Raw genomic sequence first — 26,967 nt, 5'->3', positions numbered from 1 at the left:
CATGGCAACGCTTGGCCTTGGCATCATCATCTACATCGTCTTCAACGAGACGGTCGATCTGACCGGCGGACCTTCGGGCCTTTCCGGCATACCCAACCTTTCGATCAACGGCATCACGTTTGATTCGGATCTGAAAAACTATTATCTGGTCTGGGTCTTCACCCTGCTAATGGTTCTCTTCTCCCTCAATCTGGCCAATTCCAGGATCGGCCGGGCACTGCGTGCGGTGCACGACTCGGAAGTGGCGGCCCGGGTGGTGGGGGTCAACGCCCGGCTGCTCAAAGTCCAGATCTTTGCCGTCTCGGCCGTTTTCTGCGCCCTGGCCGGGAGTCTCTACGCCCACACGATGACGTTCATCTCACCCGCCTCGTTCGGCTTCACGTTCTCGGTCGAACTGCTCACCATGGTGGTCATCGGCGGGTTGGGGAGCATCTACGGATCATTCCTCGGAGCCGCGCTCCTCACCCTGCTTCCCGAATTTCTGCGTGCCGCGCACGACTACGACATCATCATCTACGGCGGCCTCCTGATGCTAATGGTCATATACATGCCGGGGGGACTGGTGCGGGGCATTCCCGAACTGTACCGGAAACTGCTCAAGTCGAAAGGAAAGACCGCGCTCAAGTCGGAAGGAGGGGTCGAGCATGCTTGAAGTTTCCGGCATCAGCCAGGTATTCGGTGGCGTCACCGCCCTCGATCGCGTCTCCTTTACCATTGCCAAGGGGGATATTACCGGAGTGATCGGCCCCAACGGCGCCGGGAAGACCACCCTCTTCAACATCATCACCGGCATTTACACCCAGACTGCCGGCAAGGTACTGCTGGATGGGGCGGATGTCTCCGGACTGCCGCCCGAGCGTCTGGCCCGGCTGGGGCTCGTGCGTACATTCCAGAACATCGAACTGTTCGGCGGCATGACCGTCCACGAGAACGTCATGGTCGGCATGCACACGAAAAGTTCCAGCGGGCTTATGGCCTGCGGTCTCAAGATGCCCTGGAACATGGCGGAAGAGCGCCGCATTCGGGAACACTCCCTGAACTGGCTGGACTTCACCGGGATTTCCGACCTGGCCGACGTCACCGCCGGCAACCTCCCCTTCGGCAAAGGGCGGTTGCTCGAGATTGCCCGCGCCCTGGCCGTTGAACCCCAGATCATACTGATGGATGAACCGGCCGCCGGCCTCAACAACCAGGAGACCCTGGAGCTTGCAAAACTCATCCAGCGGATACGGGAGACGGGCATCACGGTCGTTCTCGTGGAGCACGACATGGAACTGATCATGGATATCTGCGACCGGATCGTGGTGTTGAACCTCGGGAGAAAACTGGCCGAAGGGACACCCCGCGAGATCCAGGACAATCATGAAGTTATTGCGGCGTACCTGGGGGAGGACGAATAGCCATGCTCCGTGTCAATAATGTCAACACCTACTATGGCAAGGTGCACGCCCTGAAGGATGTCTCCCTGTCCCTGGGTGAGGGAGAGATCGTGACCCTGATCGGTGCCAACGGCGCCGGCAAGACCACCATACTCAACACCATTTCCGGGGTAACCCCTGCGGCCAGCGGAGAGATCAGCTTCCGGAGCGAATCCGTTGCCGCGCTGGCGCCGGACCGGATCGTCAAACTCGGCATATCCCAGGTGCCCGAGGGGCGCCAGGTATTCAAGCCGCTGTCGGTAGAGGACAACCTGGAAATGGGGGCGTACCTGCGCTACCGCAGTTCCGAGAAAACCGCGGCCATTCACCGGGACATGGACCAGGTATTCAGACTGTTTCCCCGTCTCGAGGAACGTCGCAATCAGCTGGCCGGTACCATGTCCGGCGGGGAACAGCAGATGCTCGCCATCGGCCGGGCCATGATGGCCAAGCCGAAACTGCTGCTCCTGGACGAGCCCTCCATGGGGCTTGCGCCGCTGGTGGTCCAGGAAATCTTCCGGGTACTGGAACGGCTGCGGCAGGAAACCGGCATGACCATCCTCCTGGTGGAACAGAATGCGAAGGCGGCCCTGAAACTGGCCGACCGTGGGTATGTGATGGAAACCGGCAAGGTCATCCTGGAAGGGATGGCAGATGAACTGATGGAAAATGCCGAGGTCAAGCGTGCGTATCTGGGGAAGGAAAAGAAAGCTGCACCGGGAACGTAGCCGGCGCGGGAGCAACCGGCGGGCAGCCAAACATCAGGCAAGGAGCCATATCGTGGGAATCAAAGACATATTGGTGCATCTGGACGATTCCGATGCCGCAGAAAGCAGGCTGGATCTGGCCATCCTCTATGCCCGGAAGCATGGGGCCAGTCTGCGGGGGATGTATCCGATAACCCAGGCCTATTACGAATCCCGCGGCATTGGCGAACGGGCCAGTCTGGAGCGGGTCGAGACGATGTTCAGGGAGAAAACGGCCGCAGCCGGGATCGCCTCGGAATGGGTCTTCGCCGATTCATCGGTAATCGGGGCCAGTGTTTCGGATATTGTGACCGTTCAGGCCTACTACTCGGACCTGGTCATCGTCGGGCAGACCAATTATCGCACCCCGGGCCTGAACGTCCCCACGGACCTCCCGGAGCAGTTGGTGATGACCTGTGGGCGGCCCGTGCTGGTCGTCCCCTATACCGGATCGTTCGAAACGGCCGGAGACCGGATCATGATCGCCTGGAAGACGGGACGGGAGTCGGTCAGGAGCCTGCACGACGCCATGCCGCATATCGAAAAGTCCCACCATGTCTCCGTCGTCGGTGTCGGCGCGGAAGTGATCACCTCCGACAGTGACAGCGATTTCATGAACGTCCGCAGCTATCTCGCCCGGCATGCGGTAACAGCCCGAACCGACCAGATCTGTGGTGGGAATCTATCGGTCGGCGACAAAATCCTCAACCTTGTCTGCGAACATACGGCCGACCTGCTGGTCATGGGGGCATTTGCCCCCAACCGCCGGGGAGCTCTCGCCCTGAGCCCGGTTGCTCTGCATGTGCTCAGGCACCTGACCGTGCCGGTCCTTCTGTCGCATTGAGGCAATGAGGTTCATATCCAGGCACTAATCTCTCCCCTGTCGTGGTCTCTCCAAGGGCGAGAGCAATGCCTGTAAGAACGTTCTAAATGGCAGGGTGTTAATTGGTTTCACGAGGCCATCGTTTCATGGCAACGAGATGACAAAGGCGACCATGGCAGCACTCGCATGCTTCCTGTAGATCGTGAATTCCACTCCACACGGCAAGGTACCACTTTCCAGTTCATAGCCGTTTTCTTTGCGGCGTGAACTGTTTCCAACAGTTTTCTCGGTGCATATTTCATGCAGGAATTCCTTGAAGAACGAATCGGTCAGTGTGCTGCCTTTACGGGCAATAACCTGTATCGCTTTGATGGCCCCATGTTCGCGGAATACGCGAAATTCCCCGGTATCCGAAATATAGCGCTCCCAGCCGGGTGAGGTTGCTGCAAACGATGGGTCAGGTTGCGCATGTTGAACCGGGGATGGCAACCGCTGCACGTTCAGTGCTGACCAGTGCAACGTCGTTTCCTTGGGAGCGGGTTTGTGCCCCCAAAGCGAAACAGACTGTGTATTCCAAGGTGAGAAATTTCCTTTATGGAGTAGATAGTAAAGAGCACCAACAACAACCATCAATGCAAGGCCGACAGTATACCGGCTGATGTTCCTGACGATAATAGGATGCTTCGGCGCAACATTACCTTCAACCACTCCAATCAGATAATAGTGGGGTTGAATTTTGCTGTCGGTGGAGGTGGTCACTGTCTCCGTGGCTGCTGTTTCGACGACTTTTGGCAGATCGGCGGGGGGGGGCGCCGGTCCGGGAGTCGCTGATACCGGCGTTCCGGCTGGAGGACGGCTTGTGGTCTCAGCAGAAGAGCCTTTGATTGTGTCCAGGAAACAAGATGTCCGCTCCGGATCGGCCATGGCCAGATCTATCCTGCCGTCAAAATTGACGCTGCCGGAAACAGCGCCGGCAGCTGAATCGTACAGCAGGATGAGTTTTGGCGCGCTGTTCTGCAGCATGCTCCTGATATGGTGCGCCACCTTTTGGCAGGATATCCCATCGATGGTGTCCTGAAGATACACGGCAGCGGGGTGCTTTTCAAAGACGTACGCCATCCCGAGGTCAAAGTTGTCCGCCAGGGCAATCTTGCCCCGCACCAGCGGTTGAGCAGAGTCGATCAATGTCGACACGCGCTGATCATTGGAGATGACAACCAGGTTGGTCATAAGCTCTCTCGGTATAAATGACCTGATACCCTACCTCGAAATGCTATAGATCGTTGAAAAAACGCAGATCATACTTGCTGCCGGAAATGATGAACTGATTAGAAAGTTTGCCGGGTAAGTCCTGCTTGATATCTTTAAGTCTGGAGGCATATTCATTCTCAAATACTTTAATGTCACTTGTTTTGCATGTAGGTAAGGCCAGCGAGTCGATGACAATAGCGTTTAATTGTTTGTATGTTTCATACAGATGTTGAAGTTTATGAAACGACACATCATATGTTTTGGGATGTGTTGCAAGTTTCAGCATGAGGCCATCTATTTCATTCTTTACCATGTCAAGGCTCTCTTTTTCATCACCTTTGGCAATATGGCTTATGGTGGCTGGTTCAAAACTCTTTACCCCTTCAGTAGAATATCTCAACCAGATGTTTTTGCTCAGTTTGATGCCGGAATTTATTCCATATACAGTCTGCACATAGTTGGTCAGATACTCTTTTTCCGAATCCGTATGGAAAACCATGCGGCCGACCAGCAGTGTCAAACATGCCAGGAAGGCCAGGCCAACTATGGCTGATGTTAACCATCGCGGCCGTGAACCAAGCCAGGTAACGAACCGTTCAGCCGTTCTTCCCCTGCTGACGGAGTCCTGTTTCCCTTCAATCGCAGAGTCCGACTTGTTGGCTCTCGAACCAGTGATCCTTTTTTCCGTCTGCACGAGCATGAAGCGTGCAAAGCGACTTTTGCATGACGTGCAGTGATCCGAGAAGGCCTGTGTATTACCGCAGTTGGAACAGTATACCCTTGCCTCGCGATGGTCCGGCCGGGTGTCGACTCTGGCTTTTATGACAAAAACCATCGAGCATCGTTGGCATGTTGCCTGGAGGGAGTCCCAAGGTATTTTGGGAATATCGATCCGGCAGATTCCCCGGCAGTTTGGGCATGGCAACTTCATCGAGACACTACCTTCCTGCTACGCTGATCTCTGAGTCATCTAAGTAGCTGGCCGACAGCCGGGTCGCCGTGTCCTGGTTTATTATCCTGAAGAATGCCTGGACAACGACAGGGTCGAACTGTTTTCCCGCTTCCTCCCCCATGTATTCCAGAACCCGGGGTAATTCCCACCCCGGACGATAGGGACGATCGGAGATCAGTGCGTCGTAAACATCCGACACCGCCATGATACGGGCTCCCAGAGAGATTTCATCGCCTGACAGCCCGGTTGGATAGCCATGTCCATCGAACCTTTCGTGATGTTGAACGATCAAGGGGATGAGGTCGTGATATGCCTCGATAGGCATAAGGATTTCCCGACCTTTCTCCGGGTGTTTTTTTATGAGGGCATATTCGTCGTCGGTCAGCTTCCCGGCCTTGTCCAGGACTGCTTCGGGAATGCCGATCTTGCCGATGTCGTGAAAAAGCCCCGCTTTGTGGATCAAGTCCAGTTCGGGTTCCGTGAGTTCCATTTCCCGGCCGATAGCTACTGCCAATCTGGTCACCCGCTCCGAATGCCCGGCAGTCCACGGTGACTTTGCGTCGACTGTATTTGCCAGGGCTTTCATTGCTCCCAAATTGAGTCGGTCGAGGTCCTCGATCAGGAAAATATTTTCCAGTGCCACTGCTATCTGGTCTGCAACCTGACGTGACTGTATCAGGACTTCGTGAGTATCCACTGGTAGTTGCCGGTAACCTAAGGTGAGTACTCCTGCGACTCTATTTTTGATAAAAATCGGTAGCAGAAGAAATTTAGTTGCTCCTTCTGTAGTCAACGGTGCAAGCAGTGAGGAGAAATTATCATGCTCATGTACGAGGATACTCTCGGCAGCAGTTTGCAATATTTCCAGATCGTTACTGGTGAAAACCGTGACATGCCGCTTGCTGGCAGAGGAAAAGGGAGAGGTTGGAGAATCGTATATCGTAACTGCAATGTCGATTATTTCGGTGTCCATCAGAGAGAGGCCCATGGAATCACAGAGGATGATTTCGCGTAGTTCCGGCATGACTGCCTTTACAATGCTCTCCTGACAGTTTGAACCCAGCATGCTGCGGACAATCTTTCCCATTCTGTCAAGAGAATTGAAGTTTCTCCCAAGTTTGATTGACATCGCATTGAATGAGCTGGCAAGGTCCTCAAATTCGTCTCCGCTGGAGATGGTAACCTGGGTGGTTAAATCACCATCGCTGATTTTTTGCGCACCTTCTCTGAGAATTGAAAGAGGAATCAGACTTCTCCGAATCTGAATACTGCTGATGAATACCACTATTAATAGAGTAAGAAACACGACGAGATAGAACGTTTTGAGGAAAGCCTTGACCGGCTTGAAGGCATCCTTCTTGGATTGGGCTACCACAACGGTCCATCCGTCTGCGCCGAAGTTGGATTTGAGAAATACCGACCGGTAGCTGATCAGATGCTCTTCGGCGCCATCGTTCCATTCGAAATGACCGATCTGTGATCGACTGAGTTTTCCCAGGACCGAGTTGATGAGCCCTGATGCAATGTTGGTGGTGCTGAAAAGCGGTGTTCCGTTCGGGTCGAGAATGCAGATATTGACGGCTGGCGGAATAGCGTCTTCTACCAGCTGCCACAGGTATTCGGGATTGATCTCCCCGACAAGCATGTTCTGTCCGGGCTGTTTCTGGCTCTTCGATGTGACTATGAATATACGCGGTGTCTGCTTTGCATTATTTTGCAGATACAAAAAGGGGGTGCCTGCTTCCAGCTGTTTTTTCCCCGTGGTATCCAGGTGAGGAGGGGGGATAGGAGCGCCGAATATTGACTTATGAGACGTCTCTCCCCTGAACAATGTCAGTCCGAGAAACTTTTGGTGCGTTTTCTCCTGCGTCAGTTTGTGCAGTTCTTCGGAACTGTATTCCCGTGGAACCAATGCAGAATTTATCTCGGCATCAATAAGAAGCAACCCTTCATGGATTGTCGAGTCGACATTCTTGGCTGCATGGCGCAGGCGTTCAAAGTTTTCATCCCTGACCTTGCCGGATATCTGCCCGAGGGAAATGAACGTCAAAATACAGACTGGAACGAGGGCGCATAAAATGAATAGTGCGAACATTCTCTGGGCGAACAGGCTGCGAACATATGACACATTTTTTTTCATATCGATTCCGCTCAAAAATCTGATGCTATTCCGATAAAGCCGCCGTTAGCGGCCCTGATGATGTCATCCTGGCTCACAGGGGCGTTCAGATTCGGCTTACTTTGCCCGTCCTCTCCCATGCTGTAGAGGTCGTAATCCGTATTCAGCGGGTTAAGGAACTTGTCTTTACGAAGGCTCCCCTTGCCTTTAATGTCCCCATCCGCAATGTTCAGATATTGATAAGGGTGTTGCCATGGATCGGTAAGTGTCCCATAGTCGTTGCCAAGATCATTAAGTGTAGCGGGATACCGGTTATGATCATTTCTGTAGGCATTGATTGCGGTTGACAACATCTGGATTTCGGCGATGGCGTGCGAAATTTTTGCCCTTTTGAGATACAGATTATAAGCCGGCACGGCAATTGAGGCGAGAATTCCCAGTATTGCTACGGCAACGATCGATTCGATCAGCGTGAACCCTCGACGGTCACGCTTGAACGCCCTCATCCCATCATTGGTTATCGCCACACGCAGGGTTTTCACGGGATTTACCGATATTCTGATCTCATTTCCGGAGTGTCGCTCCCCGGGAACGTTACGTTATCAGTTTACATTGTTTCAGGTAAACACAAAGGTGAATTCTACTCTGAGTACTATTCGGAGGGGATCTGCGAATGCTTAAACGGTGTGTGACAACACCTTAAGAAAGAAGGATTTATTTTGTTGCGGATAACAACGGGTGGCTACCCCTCCATCCCCAGTCGCTTCATCTTCTCCACCAGGGTGGTACGGTTCAGGTGGAGGAGCGTTGCGGCCCGGGCCTTGATCCCCCTGGCAATGGCCAGGGCCTCGATGATCATCTTCCGCTCGATGTCGTTTACCACCCTGACCAGGTCGATCCCCTGCTCGGTCACGCGGGGTGCGAGCAATTCGGCCTGGCCGTAGAGCTTGCTGATGTTGGCCGGCAGATCCAGGAGGGTGATCTGTTCCCCTTCGGTCAGCGCCACGCTCCGCTCCACGGCGTTTTCCAGTTCGCGCACGTTTCCCGGCCAGTCGTAGCGCTCCATCGCCTCCAGGGCTTCCTTGGCGATGGTGAGGTTGGGGCGCGCCATTTCGTCGCAGTACTTGACCATGAAGTGTCTCACCAGCGGCAGGATGTCCGAGACTCTTTCCCTGAGCGGCGGGATGACGAGCGGTATGACGTTCAGCCGGTAGTAGAGGTCTTCCCGGAAGGTTCCCTTGCGCACCTCTTTCTCCAGATGCTGGTTGGTGGCGGAGATGATCCTGATGTCGATCTTGATGGGGCGGGTGGAGCCGATCCGCTCGATCTCCTGCTCCTGGAGGACCCGCAGGAGCTTGCTCTGCAACTGGTGCGGCATGGTGCCGATTTCGTCCAGGAAGATGGTGCCGCCGTTGGCTGCCTCGAACTTGCCGAGCTTGTCCTTGTGGGCGCCGGTGAACGACCCCTTCATATGGCCGAACAGCTCGCTTTCCAGCAGGGTTTCAGGGATGGCACCGCAGTGGACGGCAATGAACGGCTTGTCCTTGCGGTGGCTGTTGAAGTGGATCGCCTTGGCCACCACCTCCTTGCCGGTCCCGGATTCACCCATGACCAGGACCGTGGAGTCGGTCTTGACGATCCGCTTCATCAGGTTGAAGACCGTCTGCATGGCCGGCGAGTTGCCAACGATGTTGGCGAACTCGTATTTGTCCAGGAGCTGCTTCCTGAGGTAGACGTTTTCCGAGAGGAGTCGACCCTTTTCCACCGCCTTGCCGATGATGATCTTCAGCTCTTCGATGTTGAGAGGCTTGGTGATGTAATCGTAGGCCCCCTCCTTCATGGCGCTGACGGCCGTTTCGGCGGAGGCGTGACCGGTGATCATGATGACTTCGGTCTGGGGGGAGTCTTCCTTCACCTTCTTCAGGATGTCGATACCGCTGAAATCGGGAAGGAAAAGGTCGGTGATGACGATACTGAACCGCTCCTGGGTCAACAGTTCAAAGGCTTCCGCCCCGGTGCCGACCCCCTTCAGGTAGCTGTCGCCACCTTTGGCCAGGAGCAGCAGCAATGCCTTGCGGCTCGCCTCCTCGTCGTCCACCAGCAGGATGTTGATCTTCTCCCTCATAACTCCGCTTCATAGCACGATTGACGCTCCCTTGGCAAGGCCGGTTTGACGCCGCGTCAGAGGGGGCTATACTTTGGGGGCAGCTATCATTGCAGTGTCCGGAGGAGTAAATGATCGACATCGCCAGTATTGTCCCGATGATCTTTTTCGTGATCGTTGCCATTATCATTGTTTCCAACGCCATCAAGATCCTACCCGAGTACGAGCGGGGGGTGATGTTCCGTCTGGGGCGCCTGAAGGCGACCCGCGGTCCCGGGCTGGTGATCATCATTCCCGGCATCGACCGGCTGGTGCGGGTTTCGCTGCGGATCATCGCCCTTGACGTGCCCCCCCAGGACGTGATCAGCCGTGACAACGTGACGATCAAGGTCTCAGCCGTGGTCTACATCCGGGTGATGGAGGCGGAGAAGGCGATCGTCCAGGTGGAGAACTACCTCTACGCCACGAGTCAACTGGCCCAGACCACCCTGCGCAGCGTGCTGGGCCAGGTGGAGCTGGATGAACTCCTGGCCAACCGGGAGAAGATCAACAAGGAACTCCAGGAGATACTGGAAAACCACACCGGCCCATGGGGGGTGAAGGTGACCACGGTGGAGGTGAAGAACATCGACCTGCCGCTGGAGATGCAGCGGGCCATTGCCAAGCAGGCAGAGGCCGAGCGCGAGCGGCGGGCCAAGATCATCCATGCCGAAGGGGAGCTGCAGGCATCGGAAAAACTGGCCCAGGCAGCCCAGGTCCTGGCGGAACACCCGAGTTCCATGCAGCTCCGTTATTTGCAGACCCTGACCGAGATCGCTGCGGAGAAGAATTCCACCACCATCTTCCCGGTCCCCATCGACCTGATCAAGCTGTTCGTGGACAAGAAAGAGAGCTGAGGGTTATGGGATCGGAAAGACCTTAACCCCCGAGCCCCCAACGGTTTTTCCGCCCCTTGTGGCGCGGCAGTTACCTGCTATGATGAAATCGAGCACCAGACATTAAAGGAGGAGACAATCAATGCTGTCCAAAAAAATGTACGCCGCCCTCAACAAACACATGAATACCGAACTCTATTCGGCCCATCTCTACCTGAACATGTCGTCCGCTGCCAATGCCATGGGGTTCAAGGGGGCTGCCACCTGGTTCAACGTCCAGTACCAGGAGGAGATGGTCCATTTCATGAAGTTCTATACCTACATCAACAGCCAGGGGGCGCAGGCAGTGATCGAGGCGATGACCGCGCCCACCAGCAGTTTCATGTCGCTCCTCCATATGCTGGAGGAGACCCTGCAACATGAACAGCACATCACCCGGTGCATCAACGAATTGACCGACCACGCCGTTGCGGAGAAGGACCACGCCTCCCAGATCTTCCTGCAGTGGTTCATTACCGAGCAGGTCGAGGAGGAGGAAAACGACCGGGAGATCATCGGCAAGCTGAAGTTGATCGGCGACAATGGGTACGGTCTCCTCATGCTGGACAACGAGCTCGGGCAGCGGGTCTTTGTCCCGCCGCCCGATGCCCCGCAGGCTTAGCGACACTGCCCATGAAGATTCGTTTCTGCGAGCACAACAAGGGAAAGTCCAAGGCCTGCAAACGGCTGATGAAAGAGTTTCCGAAGCTGGATGTGAAAATCAAGGACTGCATCAAGAAGTGCGGACCGTGCCACAAGACCCCGTTCGCCGTGGTGGACGGGAAGAAGGTCTGCGCCGTCGACGGCGATGAACTGTACCGGAAAATCGTAGCGGAAATGAAACAACACTGAGGTATGCAACCGGAGGGTAAAAAACACGAAGCCTGCCAACGGATGGCAATCGTTGGCAGGCTTCGTGTTGTCTCATGGCTGTATGGCGGCGGTGCTACAGTTTTTCGATCGTCGCCGTTTTCCGCAGACCGGTGACGAATTCACCGATGGACTTGTTCACCTTCTGGTTCTTCAGGTAGGTGCGTAACTTGTCCTGAACCTCCTCCAATGGGGTGGTTTTCCCTTCCTTCTTTTCAATCACCTTGATGATGTGAAAGCCGAACTGGGTCTCAACCACGTCGCTCACTTCACCCGGCTTAAGGGCAAAGGCGGCCTGCTCGAAGGGGGGGACCATCTGCCCTTTCTTGAAGAATCCCAGGTCGCCTCCCTGGGCGCTGCTCGGGCAGGTGGAACTGGTTTTGGCCAGTTCCGCGAAATCCTTGCCCGCCTTGACTTCCTTCAGAAGCGCCTCGGCCTTTTCCTTCGCCTTTTTCTTGTCGTCGGCGCTTGCCGCGGCATCCACGCCGATCAGGATATGGCTGGCACGCACCTCCGGCTCCTCGACGAGCCGCGCCTTGTTTTCTTCGTAGAATTTCTTCACCTCGTCGTCGGCAATCACGACTTTATTGGCGATGGTCTTTTCGATGTAGTTGACAGTGATGGCGTAGCGGCGGATCTGGTCCGTCAGCTCCTTTTCCGTCAGCCCTTCATTTTTGAGGTAGGTATCGAATTCGGCCGGGGTGGCGAATTTTGCCTTGCTCTGGGCCAGTTTGAAATCGACCTGTTTTTCCAGGTCGTCGATCTTCATCTTGCGCGCTTCCTGGTAGATCAGCTCGAAATCTATCAACTGGTCCAGTGCCCTTGCTTCGGCCTGCTTCTTGATCTCATCGGGAACCTGGTCTGGGAGCTGCCTCTGGGCCTGGGCCTGGGCGATCATGTTCTGTACGGCCATCTCCAGTTCACGGCGGGTGATGGCGGCCGTGCCGACCCGAGCTACAGTGTCGGCGGGTGACTTTCTGGCAGTCGAGGCTGTTTGTCCGGCCGCTGTGGCGGGGACGGGAGATTCCTTCACGTCAGCGCCGGCAGCATGTGCGGAACTGCTCTGCAAGGCTGTAAGTGCCAGGGTCAGGCATGCCATGGAGGTCAGGAATTTTCTGCAAGCGATCATTCAGCGACTCCTTTGTTAATTGAAATTGTCAGGAAGACCGAATCCTACCATTTTTCAGGAAACCGGGAAAGTGCAAAGACTGGCTATCGCAAAATCTTCTTGACACGGAGAAATCTTCAAACATAGTTTCAGCCATGATCAACCTGCTCATAAATCTTCTGGAACGACTCGGGATATTCGCCATAGCCTTTATCCTTATCATGCGTTTCGATATCTTCAAGCGGCTTCTGACGGGCAAGGCCAATCGTTATGAGAAGCTATACCTGTCCGTTCTCTTTGGTCTTTTCGGTGTCGCCGGGACCTACATGGGGGTGCCGATCCAGAATGCCATTGCCAATTCGCGTGTTGTCGGGGTTGCCCTTGGCGGCATTCTGGGAGGGCCTTTGGTCGGTTTCGCGGCCGGGATGATTGCCGGGGGGCATCGCTACCTGATCGATATCGGCGGCTTTACCGCGATTGCGTGCGGTGTGGCTACCATTATCGAGGGGTTGGCCGGCGGCCTGATCTATCACCGGCTGAAGCGGCGGCCATTCGATCCGGCTATTGCCTTTGCCACCGGCATAGCCGTGGAGACCATGCAAATGGTCATTCTCCTTATCTTGGCAAAGCCTTTTCCCGCCGCGGTTAATCTGGTGAGCGTGATCGGCGTTCCCATGATCCTGGTCAACTCGATCGGGCTGGCACTGTTCGTGGAGCTGGTTGCATCGGTGTACAAGGAAAAGGAGCGTTTTGCGGCCTTTCAGGCGCAGACCGCGCTGCGTATTGCCCTGCGCACCCTGCCATTTTTGCGGAGCGGTCTTACCGGTGCATCCGCATCCGAAACCGTACGGATAATCCTGGAGATGACCGATCTGGATGCGGTGGCGATCACCGATGAATCGAACATTCTGGCATATGCGGGCGCTGAAAACGATCACCACCGGCTCGGCACCCCGTATGTACACGCTTCTACGGGGGCAGTCCTCACCTCTGGACGGATAGCTGCCCCGCTTACCCGCGCGGAGATCGGCTGCTCAGGTGCAAACTGCCGCCTCGGCTCCGCCATTATCGTTCCGCTGGGAAAACAGGGCAGGGTTATCGGTACCCTGCAGTTATTCCGGTTAAAGGAAAACGGCATCACGTCACTCGACATGGAGCTTGCCAACGGGCTGGCACATCTCTTTTTCAACCAGTTGGAGATTTCGGAGCTGGAGGAGCAGCGCAAGCTGGTCAAGGATGCGGAGATCAGGGCGTTACAGGCGCAGATCAACCCACACTTCCTCTTCAATGCCATCAACACCGTCATCAGTTATATCCAGACCAGTCCCGACACCGCCTCGGGGTTACTGGTGAAGCTGGCCGATTTCTTCCGCGCCAATATCAACCCGGGATCTGGACATGTCACCCTGGCTGCCGAACTGGAGCACTGCCGGGCCTACATCGCCATTGAGTCGGCCAGATTCGAAGAGCGGATCAGGGTTTCATACGACATCGACCGGGATGCCTGTGATTGCCGGCTTCCGCCACTTATCCTCCAACCTCTCGTTGAAAACGCCATCAAGCACGGTATCCTTCCCCGGGAGGAGGGGGGTGAGGTGGTTATAGCGGCTCACCGGGACGGGGAACATGTGTGCATCGAGGTCAGGGACGATGGCGTGGGCATCCCACCGCAACGGCTTGCCACACTGTTTGCGGCTGAAGTGGCCCCATGCTCCGGGGATGGAGCGGGTATAGCACTCAAGAATGTCAATGCCCGGCTGATCGCCCATTATGGAGCAGATCACTCTTTGCGGATTGACAGCACTCCCGGAAAGGGGACGACGGTGTCGTTCAGGGTGCCGCAATAAATACGATGGTAGTGCGTGCGTACATCATTGATGACGAAGCCCCTGCCAGGAGGGGGCTTCGGTTCCTGCTGGAAAAGGTCGGCGGCGTCGAGGTGGTCGGAGAGGCTGCCAACGGCACCGAAGCGCTCAAGGGGATACGTGAAGCCAAGCCCCACGTGATATTTCTCGACATCCAGATGCCGGGCCTGAGCGGGCTGGAACTGGCCCCGTTCCTGTGCGAACTGCCGCTAAAGCCGCTGATCGTCTTTGCCACGGCGTGCCAGGAACATGCAGTTCAGGCGTTTGAGGTCGATGCAATCGATTATCTGCGCAAACCCTTTACCCTGGAGCGGGTTGCCAGGACAATTGCCAAGGCGGCCAGGATGCTTGCGTTCTCCACGGTTCCCCCGGCGCCGGAGGCACGGGAGGCCGCGGAACCCTGCCGCAAGGTGCCCCTTTGCCGGGGAGAGGCCATCATTCCGACCGCACCGGACAGGATACTGTTTGCCCATGCCGAAGAAGGGGAGGTGATCGTCCGGACCGTCGACGGCAGATACCGGACCCGTTTCACCCTGAACGAACTTGAGCAAAAGCTTGCCCTTGCCGGGTTTCTCAGGACTCATCGCGGTTTCCTCGTCAATGTCAACCATGTCCGGGAGGTGCTCCCCTGGTTTAACGGCAGCTACAAGCTGATCATGGATGATCGGGAGCGGTCCGAAATCCCGGTGAGCCGTTATAATGTCAAAGATCTAAAAAGGCATTTTGATCTGTAATTTACCATTCATCCCCGTTATTGGACCATTCATTCCACGTATCGCTCCATTCGAAGATTTTCCCCCATTCTTCCGGGAAAGTCCTTTATCCTGATCTCACTATGGAACGAGACCGCGTTTCGTCCATGCTCCATGGACGTTACCGGATCATTGTCGAGGCCGCAGGGGCAGATCAACCCGGAAAGGGGAACAACAGATGAATGCATTAACGCTCATTTTTGTGGCACTCTGCGTCTTTGCGATTGCCTACCGGTTTTACGGCGTCTTCATCGCCGACAAGGTGATGAACCTGCGTGACGACCGGTCAACTCCCGCCGTCACCATGGCAGACGGGCACGATTATGTGAAGACCAACAAGTATGTTCTGTTCGGTCATCACTTCGCGGCGATCGCCGCCGCCGGCCCGCTGCTCGGTCCCGTGCTGGCCGCCCAGTTCGGTTTTCTGCCGGGTGCACTCTGGATACTGATCGGTGCGGTGCTGGCCGGAGCGGTTCACGATTCCATCGTGCTCTTCGCCTCGGTACGGCACAAGGGGAAAAGCCTCTCCGTTATCGCCGAGAGCGAGATCGGCAAGGTGGCTGGCAAGGTGGCCTCCATTGCCATTCTCTTCATCCTGATCCTTACCCTGGCAGGCCTTTCCATCGCGGTCGTCAATGCCCTGTTCAACAGCCCCTGGGGCACCTTCACGGTTTTTGCCACTATCCCCATCGCCATGATCATGGGGATTTACATGCAGAAGATCCGACCCGGCGACATCAAGGGCGGGAGTCTCATCGGTGGGGTTCTTCTCATCCTCGCGCTTCTTGTCGGGCCGTATATTGCCGCCGATCCCACCCTGGCTGCCATGTTCACCTTCTCCAAGAAGCAGATCGCCCTGCTCATCCCGGCCTACGGCTTTGCCGCTTCGGTGCTGCCGGTCTGGTTCCTGCTGGTGCCGCGGGATTACCTCTCCACCTACCTGAAGATCGGGACCATCGCCATGCTTGCCCTGGGGATCATCGCCGTCCATCCACAGTTGCAGATGCCGGCCATTACCCCATATGTCGCCGGTGGTGGCCCCATCATCCCGGGCGCCGTCTTCCCGTTCATCTTTATCACCATCGCCTGCGGTGCCCTGTCGGGCTTCCATGCCATTATCGGTTCCGGAACCACCCCCAAGATGCTCGCCAGCGAACGGGATATCCTCTTCGTCGGCTACGGTGCCATGCTGACAGAGGGGTTCGTCGCCATCATGGCCCTTGTCGCCGCCTGTGTTCTGGTCCCGTCCGATTACTTCGCCATCAACTCCCTGCCCAAGGTGTACCAGACCCTGGGAATGACTCCGGTCAATCTGCCCGCACTGGCCACCGCCGTTGGCGAGCAGGTGCAGGGGCGGCCCGGCGGCGCGGTATCTCTGGCGGTCGGGATGGCCTATATCTTTTCAGCCGTCCCCTTTATGAAAGGAATGATGGCATACTGGTATCACTTCGCCATAATGTTCGAGGCGGTGTTCATCCTGACCGCAGTGGATGCCGGTACCAGGGTGGGGCGCTACCTCTTGCAGGAGATGCTCGGCAAAGTCCACCCCCGTTTTGCCGACAATGGCTGGACTCCCGGCATTATCGTTACCAGCGCCATATTCACCTCGGCGTGGGGCTATCTGGTATACACCGGCGATATCTCCACCATCTGGCCGCTGTTCGGTATGAGCAACCAGCTCCTGGCCACCTGTGCGCTGATCGTCGGCACCACCATGCTGATCAGGCTTGGCAAGGCGAAATATGCCTGGGTGACCGGCGCCCCCGGTCTCTTCATGATACCGATCTGCATGTGGTCGGGGTATCTCAATATCACCAGGAACTACCTACCCAAGGGGCTTTACCTGCTGGCGAGCATGTCGGTGATCCTCATGGTGCTGATGACCATCGTCTTTGTCGAGGCGTTCCGGCGCTGGTACGGTCTGCTGCAGATCCGCGACATGGTGACGGATTCCTTTGGCGACAAGGTGTTGATAACGGTCGAAGAGGGGGACTGAATGTTCTTGCCGTGACGGAGCAGATGGCGTTTCGTCACGTTATTGATGTCTGAAACGCACCCGGGGGCTCTCTTTCCAGAGCCCCCGTTCTTTTTTTATCCTTTCTGATCCCCTCGAAGACCCAAAGTTCCGCCAGCGCAAAAACATGGTTGACAAAACTGAACCAATCTGTTTTATTGCCGCGACATTTGCGACGTAACTATTTAAAATAGTTGAATAAATTTTAGTTATGCTAAATTTTGAACGTTTCGGTATGTCCCATTTACAGTTTCGATAAATCAGATGGTTCAGGGAGGTTTTGAATGCAGAAGAGGACGTTCAGGAAGGTTATGGCTGCGAACCGGGGAGAGATCGCCATCCGGATCTTCCGGGCCTGTACCGAGCTCGGGATCGGCACGGTGGCCATCTACTCGGAGGAGGACAAGCTGTCGCTCCACCGCTACAAGGCCGACGAGGCCTATCTGATCGGGAAGGGGAAGAGTCCCATCGATGCCTATCTGGGGATTGACGAGATCATCTCCCTGGCGGTGAAGGCCGATGTGGACGCCATCCATCCCGGCTACGGCTTCCTTTCCGAAAACGCCGAGTTTGCCGAGAAGTGCGAAGCGGCCGGCATCGCCTTTATCGGTCCGACCGCCGAGATGCAGCGGGCGCTGGGGGACAAGGTGGCGGCCCGCAAGGTTGCCGTGGCAGCCGGTGTGCCGACCGTCCCGGGCACCGAGGAGCCGATCGAGCGGGAAGAGGAGGCCCTCAAGTTCGCCAAGGACCACGGCTACCCGATCATCATCAAGGCCGCAGCCGGCGGTGGCGGCCGCGGCATGCGGGTGGCCCGCACCCGAAAGGAGCTGCTGGAGGGGCTGGTGGCCGCCAGAAGCGAGGCCAAGGCCTCGTTCGGCAACCCGGCGGTGTTCCTGGAGCGATACCTGGAGAACCCCAAGCATATCGAGGTCCAAGTCCTGGGGGACAACCACGGTAACCTGGTCCACTTCTACGAGCGGGACTGCTCCATCCAGCGTCGTCACCAGAAGGTGGTGGAGTTCGCCCCGTCCCTCTGTCTGACCCAGAGGGTCCGGCAGGAACTCTGCACCGCGGCCCTGAAGATCGCCGGCCAGGTCAAGTACCGCAACGCCGGCACCGTGGAGTTCCTCATGGACCAGCAGGGGGACTGGTACTTCATCGAGATGAACCCCCGCATCCAGGTGGAGCACACGGTGACCGAGATGATCACCGGCCGCAACCTGGTGCAGAACCAGATTCTGGTGGCAGAGGGGCACAAGCTCTCCGACCCGGAGATCAACATCCCGAGCCAGAGCTCCATCGACATGCGGGGGTACGCCATCCAGTGCCGGATCACCACCGAGGACCCAGCCAACAACTTCGCCCCGGACTTCGGCGTCATCACCACCTACCGTTCCGCTGCCGGCTTCGGTGTCCGCCTCGACGCGGGGAACGCCTACACCGGTTCCCACATCACCTCCCATTACGACTCTCTGCTGGTGAAGGTGACCAGCTGGGGGCTCTCCTTTGCCGATGCCGCCCACATCATGCACCGCTCACTCCAGGAGTTCCGGGTGCGGGGGGTGAAGACCAACATCGGTTTCCTGGAAAACGTCATTAACCATCCGGTCTTCCTCCACGGGAACTGCGATACCTCGTTCATCGAAAAGCACCCCGAACTGCTTCTGATCAGGGAGAAGAAGGACCGGGCCACCAAGGTGCTCACCTTTCTGGGGGACGTGATCGTCAACGGCTCGCCCGGGATCGTCAAGCCGCTCAGGTCCTCGGAGCTTATTGAGGCGCGGGTGCCGGAGGTGGACTATACCAAACCGCGGCCTACCGGTAGCCGCGACCTGTTCATGGAGCTGGGGGCCGAGGGGCTGTCCAAGAGGATTCTGGAGCAGAAGAAGCTCCTGATCACCGACACCACCATGCGGGATGCCCACCAGTCCAACCTGGCCACCCGGGTGCGGAGTTACGACCTCTTGAAGATCGCCGAGCCGACCTCCTATCTGGGGGCAGGGCTCTTCTCCCTGGAGTGTTGGGGCGGGGCCACCTTCGACGTTTCCATGCGCTTTCTGAAGGAAGACCCCTGGCAGCGGCTCCACAAGCTGTCCGAGGCGATCCCCAACATCCTGTTCCAGATGCTCTTGCGCGGCTCCAACGCCGTCGGTTATACCAACTACCCGGACAACGTGGTCCAGCGCTTCGTCGAGGAGGCGGCGGCTTCGGGGATCGACATCTTCCGGGTATTCGATTCGCTGAACTGGACCAAGGGGATGGCCGTGGCCATGGAGGCGGTGAGAAAGACCGGCAAGATCTGCGAGGCCGCCATCTGCTACACCGGCGACATCACCGACCCGGCGCGGAACAAGTACCCGCTGGAATACTACGTGAACATGGCCAAGGAGCTGGAACAGATGGGGGCCCACATCCTGGCCATCAAGGATATGGCCGGTCTCCTGAAGCCGTTTGCCGCCTTCCAACTGGTAAAGGCGCTGAAGGAGAACATCGGCATCCCGGTTCATCTCCATACCCATGACACCTCCAGTAACGGCAGCGCCACGCTCCTCATGGCCTGCCAGGCCGGGGTGGATATCGTCGACGCGGCCCTCTCGTCCCTGTCCGGTCTCACGGCTCAGCCGAACCTGAACGCCCTGGTGGCGGCCCTTCACGGCACCGAATGGGACACGCAGTTGAACGAGGAGGGGCTGCAGCAGTTGGCCAACTACTGGGAGACGGTGCGGGAGTACTACGCCCCCTTCGAGTCGGGACTCAAAAGCGGCACTGCCGAGGTCTATCACCACGAGATCCCGGGCGGCCAGTACTCCAACTACAAGCCCCAGGTGGCCGGACTCGGGCTCCTGGACCGCTGGGAGGAGTGCAAGGAGATGTACCACAAGGTAAATCTCCTGTTCGGCGACATCGTCAAGGTGACCCCTTCGTCCAAGGTGGTGGGGGACATGGCCATGTTCCTGGTAAAAAACAACCTGCAGCCGGAAGATGTCTTCACCAAGGCGGATGAACTCGCCTTCCCGGAATCGGTGGTCGGCATGTTCAAGGGAATGCTCGGCCAGCCCTACCAGGGGTGGCCGGAGGAGTTGCAGCGGATCGTCCTCAAGGGGGAACAGCCGATCACCTGTCGCCCCGGAGAACTCCTGGAGCCGGTCGACTTCGACGAGGAGCGGCTCAAGCTGGAGGAGAAATTCGGCCATGCGGTGGACGACAATTCCCTCATCTCCGCCATCCTTTACCCCCACGTCTATCCCGAGTTCGACAAGCACCGCCAGGAGTACTCGGACACCTCGGTGATCCCGACCCCGATCTTCTTCTACGGTCTGGAGCCGGGCCAGGAGACCTCGCTGGACATCGAGCCGGGCAAGACCCTGATCATCAAGCTGAACGCCATAGGCAAGGTCCACCCCGACGGTACCCGCCACATCTACTTCGAGCTGAACGGCAACGCCCGGAGCGTGGTGGTCCGCGACCAGTCGGTGCAGTCCGACGAGGCGGTGCGGGTTAAGGCGGACAAGGGTAACCCTGCCCATGTCGGCGCGCCCATGCCGGGCAAGGTGCTGAAGGTCAACGTCAAGGCCGGCGATGAGGTCAAGGCCGGCGATGTGCTGCTGGTCACCGAGGCGATGAAGATGGAGACCAACATCAAGGCCAAGGTCGAGGGCAAGGTTGCGGAAGTGAAGTTCAGGGAAGGGGACAAGGTGGAGAAAGAAGACCTGGTGATCGTGATGGCGTAGCCGAAGCGTCAGGAATAGCAACGAAAAAGGGAGCCGTCCGGCTCCCGTTTTCGTTGTCCCTTCAAGATGCTCCTGCTCAATTCCTTGTAAATAGCGCGCTGGTGCTGGAATAGACCGGTGACACCGGCGACACCGTGCCATCGAGAATAGCCAGCGTGCCTGAGAGCTGGTTCTGATTGCCGGTAACAGGCGACAGGCTGCCTGCTACCATGCTGTCACCGACAGGGCTCTGGGCCTGGAATTTATAGCCGCCGGTTCCGAAAGGCAGGATGTAATTCAAACCGGAACTATCCACGATCGTTACCAAACCTCCCGGCAGGACGGAGCATTGAATGGTGCCGAGATAATGGATGTTGTCGAGCGCCGGGCCGGTAATGGTCATGGTCACGGCTGGAACTATGCCGGTATCGGACTTCCAGACCTGTGGGAACATTCCGCCGGTAACCGTGACCGTTGCCGTGGCGTAGTTTCCGGGATCTGCAGCACTCGTCGCCGTAACGTGGTAGGTGCCCGCGGTCTGCGGCGCCGTGTAGACCCCACCCTGCGTGATGCTGCCGCCATTGGACTCGACGACGCTCCAGATTACACCCTGACCGGTTGCACCGCTGACGGTGGCGGAAAAGTTGCTGGTTCCTCCGCCTGCCATGCTTACCGTAGAGGGGGTGATCGTGACGCCCGAGGTCGTGGTCGTGGTGGTGGTCGTAGTGGTGTGATCGCCCAGGGCATTGTCGACGTTCCAGCCACATCCTGTGATGACCATTAACAGGGTTGCCAGGCAGCAGCAGAGGAACAAGCTGCGATCATGCATTATTGAGACCTTTCCGTAATGTTGAGTAATAGCTTCATCACTATAACAGCCGGGCAACTATTGAGTAAAGCGGTGAGTTTTACTGCTCCAGGAATGCCGAGATCTCCCTCCATGTCTCAACCGGCTGCTCTTCGTGTGGGTTGTGGCCGCAATCGTCGATGACCGCCAGACAGGCACCGGGGATCTCCCGTGCCAGCCGCTCCCCCATGGCCAGCGGGATGATCCGGTCGTTCCTCCCCCAGACGATGAGCGTTGGTGTTTCGACAGATCCGTAGGCGGCCACCAACCGGTCATACTCCGGCGGGACGATCCGGCGGACCGACTCCCCAAAGGCGTGGCAGATGCCATGACTACTGAACCCCCTGGCGTAACGTTCGATCCGGTCCGGAGTGATGTCGGTCCGGTTGCGAAAACAGACGCGAAGTACATGCCTGACGATGGTCCGAACCGGGATAAGGGTCAAGAGGAGTGTGCCGGCCAGAGGGTGGGCGAGTAGCCGCATGAACCGGGGAAATGTGTGCCGGTAGGCGGCGGCGTCAATAAGCACGAGCCGGCCGATCCGTTCTCTGTCCCGGGAGCGGATGGCGGTGATAAGGGCGACTCCCCCGCCCAGGGAGTGGCCGACCAGCGCCACATGCGTCAAACCCAGGGTTTCGAGGAAGCCGGCGACCAGCGCTGCCTGGTCAACGGGGGAGTAGCGGGTGTCGTTCGGCTTGGCTGAAAAGCCGAACCCCTTCAGGTCGAGGAGATAGAGTGTATGGCGGTCCGGGGGGATGAGCCGTCGCAGGTCGTGCCAAGTGGCGATGGATGCGGCATAACCATGGAGAAGGACGATCGGCACCGGCCCGGTTCCTTCGACCTGGTACGCCAGGTTAATCCCACAGATTGAGATGGTGCGATACGCTGGAGGGAGGTGGCTGCCCATCCTGTCGGCGGGGGCCTAGCGGTCGTCCGAGTTGAGCTTGTGGCATTCGCTGCAGTGAACGGACGGCCCCTTGCCGACCTTCTTATGGCAGCCGAGGCAGAGTTTGTGGCCGCTCTGCTTATTGATGCCGAACGGTCTCGGTGCTCCTTCGTGGCAATCCTTGCACGGGAAGAGCCCCATGTGCAGGGAGTGGTCGAAGTCGATATCGCCGTTATAGGCCTTGAGGATCTTGCCTTGGGCCAGCGGGGCCGCGGCCAGTAGCGTAGCGATTAAGATTGCGAGCTTTTTCATCCGTTCACCATTCTCTTCGGTAGCTGGTATGGCAAGAAATTACCACAAAGGGACAGCACCACAAAGGCAAAAAAGGACGATCTGTCGGGAGATATATTCGGGATCAAATGTCCAATTCGCGCCTGACCTCTGCCAGGCACTCTCTGATCGCGCTGCAGCTTTCCAGGGTGAGCACCTTCCGGGCGATCTCTTCGGCCCTTAGGATGTCGACGTTCTGCAGGGCCTGCTTGATGACCGGAATGGCGGGTGACGACATGCTGAATTCCCTGATCCCCATCCCCAGGAGGATGACGGCGTTGAGAGGGTCGGCGGCCATCTCGCCGCAGATGGAGACCTTTTTCCCGGCTGTCATCGCGGCATCGACAACGGTCTTGATGGCGTGCAGGATTGCCGGATGATGGGGGTCGTAATAGCGGCGGACCCTTGGATTGTTCCGGTCGGCGGCCAGGGTGTACTGGATCAGGTCGTTGGTGCCGATGCTGAAGAAGTCCACCTCCCTGGCCAGAATGGCGGCGGTCTGGACGGCGGCCGGCAGTTCCACCATGATCCCCAGCGGCATGTCCGGGTCAAACGGCTTGCCGTGGTGGGTGAGTTCGTCCCGCACCTCTGCGATGATTCTCCTGATCTCCCGAATTTCGTCAACGGAGGAGATCATCGGGAACATGAGGCTGGCCCGGCCGTGGATGGAGGCCATCAGCACCGCGGCCAACTGCTCCTTGAAGATGTCGTGGCGTTCCAGAGAAACCCTGATGGAGCGCCACCCCATAAAGGGGTTGTCCTCCTTGGGGTACTGGAAGTAGGGGAGCCCCTTGTCGCCGCCGATATCGAGGGTGCGGATCGTCACCGGCTGGCCCGGGAATCCCTCCAGCATCTTCCGGTAGATATGGTACTGCTCGACCCGGTCCGGAAACGACTTGCGGGTCATGTAGGGGAATTCGGTCCGGTAGAGCCCCACCCCTTCGGCGCCGTTGGCCAGGGCCACCCGGATGTCGGAGAGAAGCCCGATGTTGGCGCGGAGAAACGCCCGACACCCGTCCCGGGTGACTGCCGGCAACTCCTTCAGCTCCTCAAGTTCTTTCCGCTTCTGGCTGTAGTCGTGCTGCAGCCGCTCGTATTCACCCTTCACCCGGTCATCGGGATTGATGTATATATGGCCGGAGCTGCCGTCGATGATCACCTCGTCCCGCAGCCCGATGTGTGCCAGGAGCCGGTCGATCCCCAATACCGCCGGTATGCCGAGGGATTTGGCCATGATTGCGGCATGGGAGCTGACATCCCCCTTTTCGGTGACAATGCCGACGATCTTTTCCGGGTCGAAGGTCGCCAGGTCGGACGGGAGGATCTCCTCGGCCACCAGTATCCGCTTCTCCCTGAGCCGCTTGGGGGTTTTGTCATTCCCCTCCAGGGAGTCGATGATCCGGCGGCCGATGTCCTCCATGTCCGCTGAGCGACTCCGCAGGTAGGGGTCCTCCATCCGCGAGAAAGCCGACACGTAGAAGTCGACCACATCCCGCACGGCACGGGCAGCACCGAAATCGCTGTCGATCAGCTCCTGGATCTTGGCGATGAAGCCACGATCCTCCAGGATCATCAGGTGGGTGTGGAAGATGGCCGCATCCTCCTTGGAGATCAGCTGGGCCACCCGCTTTTCCATGTACAGGGTCTGGATCTTGGCCTTTTCCAGGGCCATCTGGAACCGCTTGTGCTCCTCGGGCCGGGGGAGGATCTTCTCCAGAAGGGTGGCACTGCGCGTCCCCCGACGGCTCAGCACATAGAGCCTCCCCATGCAGAAGCCTGGAGAAACCGCCGCGCCGATCAGGACGAGCGGCTGTTTCCCTTTCTTCCCGGTGGGCACGGCCCGGGACTTGGCCACACTGTCCTGCTCCATGGCCTGGATCTTTTTCAGCTCCAGCTCGAAAAAGGCCCGTTCCTCCTCCTTCTTGCGAATGGAGTCGAGTAGCTTGGCATTGATGACGATGCTGCTGATCTGGTAGGCGATGGTGGTGAGGGTGCTGATCTCTGTCGGGGTGAAGACCCGCGACTCACGGGTCTGCACGACGATTACCCCGACCGGGGTTTTCCGTTCGAAGAGCGGGATGCCGAGGAAGGAGTGGTATTTTTCCTCCCTGGTTTCCTTGAAGTACTTGTAGCGCGGGTGGGTCGGAGCATCGTCGGTGTTCACCACCCCGCGCTGTTCCACCACGAGGCCGGTGAGCCCCTCCGAGGTCTTCATGGTGATCCGGCCGACCGACGCGCGGGAAAGACCCTTGGTGGCCTGGAGCCTGAGGGTTTCTCCGTCGTCCTCCAGGAGATAGATGGAGCAGACGTCGGACGCCATCCGCTTCGATACCAGCGAAACGATGTTGTCCAGGGTCTCCTGGAGGTCATGGGAGTGGAGGATCAGGGTGTTGATGTCCTCTAGGGTCCGCAGACCGCTGATTTCCTGCCGGTCTTCGCCGGCCGTCGGTAGTGAAGGTGTCATGGCGATAAAATAGTACACGGCGTACCAGATGAACGCAAACCAATATTTTTTGCACTGTTGCAGCCGTAAGCTGGAAAGCTGGTTACCTTCGTGGTATAGTGCCGGCCAGACTACTTAGACGGGAGACAAGCCATGACGAGCGGATTCGAGCAGGAGCTGGGAGCGGTCATCGCCGCCCTTGAGGCGGGCGAAGGGGAAACGGCAGTGGCGGCGGCCAGGCGCTGCATCGAGTTGGAACCGAAGAACCCGGAAGGTCATTTCTGCCTCGGTGAAGCTCTGGCTACGACAGAGAAGCCGGAAGAGGCTATAAACGCATACGAGACGGGGCTCAAGCTGGAACCTGACGATACGGACGCCCTGACCGCGCTGGGGGACCTCCACTTCGAACTGGGGCGCCACAAGGAGGCGCTGCAGACCTACCGGAAAATCGTCGACCTCAATCCGAAGGATGCGGATGGCTATGTAAATATTGGCCTGGTGTACAATGCCATGGAGCGGGCCGACGAGGCGATCAAGGCCTACAATACGGCACTCGAACTCGATCCCAACAACGTCTTTGCCTACAATGCCCTGGGGGACGCACTCTACGGCCAGGGCGAACGGGACCGGGCGGTGGAGGCCTACAAACGGGGGATCGAGATCGATCCGTCCGATGCCGCGGCCCATTTCAACCTGGGGGAGCTGTACTACGATCTCGGTGAGCACGACAATGCCGAAAAGGAGTGTCGTGAGGCTGTCCGCCTCGACCCCCACTTTACCCTGGCCTACCTCACCCTGGGGAGCCTCTACATGGACCAGGAGCATGTGCAGGAAGCGCTGAAGTCCCTGAAGCTCTATCTTAAGTACGAAACCTCTCCCCAGGCCCAGGAGATGGTTGCCGAGGTAAAGGCGGTTGTGGAGGGGCTCGAAGCAGAACTAAAGGGACAGTAACCGCTATCTGTTCGGAACAACGGAAGGGGCTGCCGCGGGCAGCCTTTTTTTTGCCCGGAAAACGCAACCCGGCTGAGTTCCCGGTACCGACGGTTTGCGATGCATATAAGCAGGCATATCGCAATGATACGTTGATGACCGGGGCGGCAATGAGGCCTCTTCCAAGCGCCCGTGCCGAGCCGTGTTAAGAAAGAGAGTTGTTTTTTTCAGATACCTGAAATGGTTAAAGTTGTAATGAATCGTTGCCGATAGTCGTTACATCTAGGTTGGTGACCCAGTCCAATGACAAAAGAAGGAGACGGATATATGAGCAATTTGCCAATGGTTTCGGGGAACACGCTAGCCGGCCAGACACTGCACATGGTTGGCTTCACGGTGGGGAGCGAAGAGTTCTGTGTCGACATACTCAAGGTGCAGGAGATCATCCGGATGGTGCCGATTACTGCCATGCCCAATGCCCCCGACTATGTTGAGGGGGTCATCAACCTGCGGGGCAAGGTCATTCCCATCATCGATTTCCGCAAGCGGTTTCATATCTTCGATACGACCACGGTGGAGGAACAGAACCGGCGTATCGTGGTTGTTTCCATCGGCAGCGCCACCATTGGCCTGGTCGTGGACCAGGTGTCCCAGGTTCTCAAGCTGAATGCCGACCAGATATCTCCGACCCCGGCCGTGGCCAAGGGGTACGAGGCCGATTCGATCATCGGCGTGGGGCGGATTGGCGAAAAGCTGCTCATCATTCTCGATCTGGAGAAGGTCTTTTCCGATGCGGAACTGAGCGGGATGGAGAGTGCCGCATAAGTTGTGAGGAGTTGTGAGTGAGGAGTGAGGAGGCGCCGTTAGGCGCCTTTTCTTTTTTAG

General features: G+C 57.6%; 23 protein-coding genes. 13 read left to right on the top strand and 10 right to left on the bottom strand.

Annotated elements, in window-relative coordinates; all coding sequences use genetic code 11:
* The 4 genes from JN12_RS04065 to JN12_RS04050 all read left to right on the top strand — a co-directional run.
* A partial coding sequence (locus JN12_RS04065; protein ID WP_145018543.1) for a branched-chain amino acid ABC transporter permease occupies positions 1–652 on the top strand: 652 nt, incomplete at its 5' end.
* Positions 645–1,400 carry an ABC transporter ATP-binding protein gene (locus JN12_RS04060; RefSeq protein WP_145018540.1) on the top strand — a complete coding sequence of 252 codons (756 nt, stop codon included), beginning with the start codon at positions 645–647 and terminating at the stop codon, positions 1,398–1,400. The genes JN12_RS04065 and JN12_RS04060, both read left to right, overlap by 8 nt.
* A gap of 2 nt (positions 1,401–1,402) precedes the next feature.
* Positions 1,403–2,146: an ABC transporter ATP-binding protein gene (locus JN12_RS04055; protein ID WP_145018537.1), complete on the top strand. Its 744-nt coding sequence runs from the start codon at positions 1,403–1,405 to the stop codon at positions 2,144–2,146.
* 52 nt (positions 2,147–2,198) lie between these two features.
* Complete coding sequence (locus JN12_RS04050) at positions 2,199–3,008, top strand: universal stress protein (protein WP_170241840.1); 810 nt, start codon at positions 2,199–2,201, stop codon at positions 3,006–3,008.
* 123 nt (positions 3,009–3,131) lie between these two features.
* Here the strand turns inward: JN12_RS04050 and JN12_RS04045 are convergent, their stop codons facing one another.
* From JN12_RS04045 to JN12_RS04025, 5 genes are all read right to left on the bottom strand, one after another.
* On the bottom strand, positions 3,132–4,217 hold the full coding sequence (locus tag JN12_RS04045; RefSeq protein ID WP_145018530.1) for a hypothetical protein: 1,086 nt from the start codon (positions 4,215–4,217) through the stop codon (positions 3,132–3,134).
* Between the two features lie 43 nt (positions 4,218–4,260).
* A complete protein-coding gene (locus tag JN12_RS04040) occupies positions 4,261–4,938 on the bottom strand; it encodes a hypothetical protein (RefSeq protein ID WP_145018527.1) in 678 nt (225 codons plus the stop codon).
* 238 nt (positions 4,939–5,176) lie between these two features.
* Positions 5,177–7,330 (bottom strand): HD domain-containing phosphohydrolase, encoded by a 2,154-nt coding sequence (locus JN12_RS04035; protein WP_145018524.1) that lies wholly within the window; start codon positions 7,328–7,330, stop codon positions 5,177–5,179.
* A gap of 11 nt (positions 7,331–7,341) precedes the next feature.
* Positions 7,342–7,851, bottom strand: coding sequence for a type II secretion system protein GspG (locus JN12_RS04030; protein ID WP_246125742.1), 510 nt, complete (start codon positions 7,849–7,851; stop codon positions 7,342–7,344).
* A 200-nt stretch (positions 7,852–8,051) separates the two neighbouring features.
* Complete coding sequence (locus JN12_RS04025) at positions 8,052–9,434, bottom strand: sigma-54-dependent transcriptional regulator (protein WP_145018521.1); 1,383 nt, start codon at positions 9,432–9,434, stop codon at positions 8,052–8,054.
* A 110-nt stretch (positions 9,435–9,544) separates the two neighbouring features.
* Here JN12_RS04025 and JN12_RS04020 point away from each other — a divergent pair, with 110 nt between their 5' ends.
* The 3 genes from JN12_RS04020 to JN12_RS04010 all read left to right on the top strand — a co-directional run bounded on the left by JN12_RS04020 (position 9,545) and on the right by JN12_RS04010 (position 11,179).
* Complete coding sequence (locus JN12_RS04020; RefSeq protein ID WP_145018518.1) at positions 9,545–10,309, top strand: slipin family protein; 765 nt, start codon at positions 9,545–9,547, stop codon at positions 10,307–10,309.
* A 121-nt stretch (positions 10,310–10,430) separates the two neighbouring features.
* Positions 10,431–10,949: a ferritin gene (locus JN12_RS04015; protein ID WP_145018514.1), complete on the top strand. Its 519-nt coding sequence runs from the start codon at positions 10,431–10,433 to the stop codon at positions 10,947–10,949.
* Between the two features lie 11 nt (positions 10,950–10,960).
* A complete protein-coding gene (locus tag JN12_RS04010; RefSeq protein ID WP_145018511.1) occupies positions 10,961–11,179 on the top strand; it encodes a DUF1450 domain-containing protein in 219 nt (72 codons plus the stop codon).
* A 94-nt stretch (positions 11,180–11,273) separates the two neighbouring features.
* On the opposite strand, the gene JN12_RS04005 is transcribed toward JN12_RS04010, so the two are convergent.
* The gene (locus JN12_RS04005; RefSeq protein ID WP_145018508.1) at positions 11,274–12,326 is read right to left on the bottom strand and encodes a foldase protein PrsA; all 1,053 of its coding nucleotides are present in this window, start codon (positions 12,324–12,326) and stop codon (positions 11,274–11,276) included.
* A 134-nt stretch (positions 12,327–12,460) separates the two neighbouring features.
* Here JN12_RS04005 and JN12_RS04000 point away from each other — a divergent pair, with 134 nt between their 5' ends.
* From JN12_RS04000 to JN12_RS03985, 4 genes are all read left to right on the top strand, one after another.
* A complete protein-coding gene (locus JN12_RS04000) occupies positions 12,461–14,152 on the top strand; it encodes a sensor histidine kinase (RefSeq protein WP_145018504.1) in 1,692 nt (563 codons plus the stop codon).
* Positions 14,153–14,157: 5 nt separating this feature from the next.
* Positions 14,158–14,904, top strand: coding sequence for a LytR/AlgR family response regulator transcription factor (locus JN12_RS03995; protein WP_145018501.1), 747 nt, complete (start codon positions 14,158–14,160; stop codon positions 14,902–14,904).
* A 196-nt stretch (positions 14,905–15,100) separates the two neighbouring features.
* Entirely contained in the window at positions 15,101–16,918 is a 1,818-nt protein-coding gene (locus tag JN12_RS03990; RefSeq protein ID WP_145018498.1) for a carbon starvation CstA family protein, read from the top strand.
* 302 nt (positions 16,919–17,220) lie between these two features.
* A complete protein-coding gene (locus tag JN12_RS03985; protein ID WP_145018495.1) occupies positions 17,221–20,667 on the top strand; it encodes a pyruvate carboxylase in 3,447 nt (1,148 codons plus the stop codon).
* 76 nt (positions 20,668–20,743) lie between these two features.
* Here the strand turns inward: JN12_RS03985 and JN12_RS03980 are convergent, their stop codons facing one another.
* The 4 genes from JN12_RS03980 to ptsP form a co-directional block, all read right to left on the bottom strand.
* Positions 20,744–21,475 carry a hypothetical protein gene (locus JN12_RS03980; protein WP_145018492.1) on the bottom strand — a complete coding sequence of 244 codons (732 nt, stop codon included), beginning with the start codon at positions 21,473–21,475 and terminating at the stop codon, positions 20,744–20,746.
* A gap of 79 nt (positions 21,476–21,554) precedes the next feature.
* Complete coding sequence (locus JN12_RS03975; protein WP_170241839.1) at positions 21,555–22,316, bottom strand: alpha/beta fold hydrolase; 762 nt, start codon at positions 22,314–22,316, stop codon at positions 21,555–21,557.
* Positions 22,317–22,415: 99 nt separating this feature from the next.
* On the bottom strand, positions 22,416–22,691 hold the full coding sequence (locus tag JN12_RS03970) for a cytochrome c3 family protein (protein ID WP_145018486.1): 276 nt from the start codon (positions 22,689–22,691) through the stop codon (positions 22,416–22,418).
* Between the two features lie 103 nt (positions 22,692–22,794).
* Positions 22,795–25,173, bottom strand: a complete 2,379-nt coding sequence (ptsP, locus tag JN12_RS03965) for a phosphoenolpyruvate--protein phosphotransferase (RefSeq protein ID WP_145018585.1) — start codon at positions 25,171–25,173, stop codon at positions 22,795–22,797.
* A gap of 132 nt (positions 25,174–25,305) precedes the next feature.
* On the opposite strand from ptsP, the gene JN12_RS03960 reads away from it, so the two are divergent.
* Together JN12_RS03960 and JN12_RS03955 are read left to right on the top strand one after the other, a co-directional pair.
* Entirely contained in the window at positions 25,306–26,103 is a 798-nt protein-coding gene (locus JN12_RS03960; protein WP_145018483.1) for a tetratricopeptide repeat protein, read from the top strand.
* A 306-nt stretch (positions 26,104–26,409) separates the two neighbouring features.
* Positions 26,410–26,907, top strand: a complete 498-nt coding sequence (locus JN12_RS03955; protein WP_145018479.1) for a chemotaxis protein CheW — start codon at positions 26,410–26,412, stop codon at positions 26,905–26,907.
* Positions 26,908–26,967 lie beyond the last annotated feature (60 nt).

The organism is Geobacter argillaceus (assembly GCF_007830735.1).
GTDB lineage: Bacteria > Desulfobacterota > Desulfuromonadia > Geobacterales > DSM-12255 > Geomobilibacter > Geomobilibacter argillaceus.
This window is presented reverse-complemented; position numbering and strand designations above follow the sequence as displayed.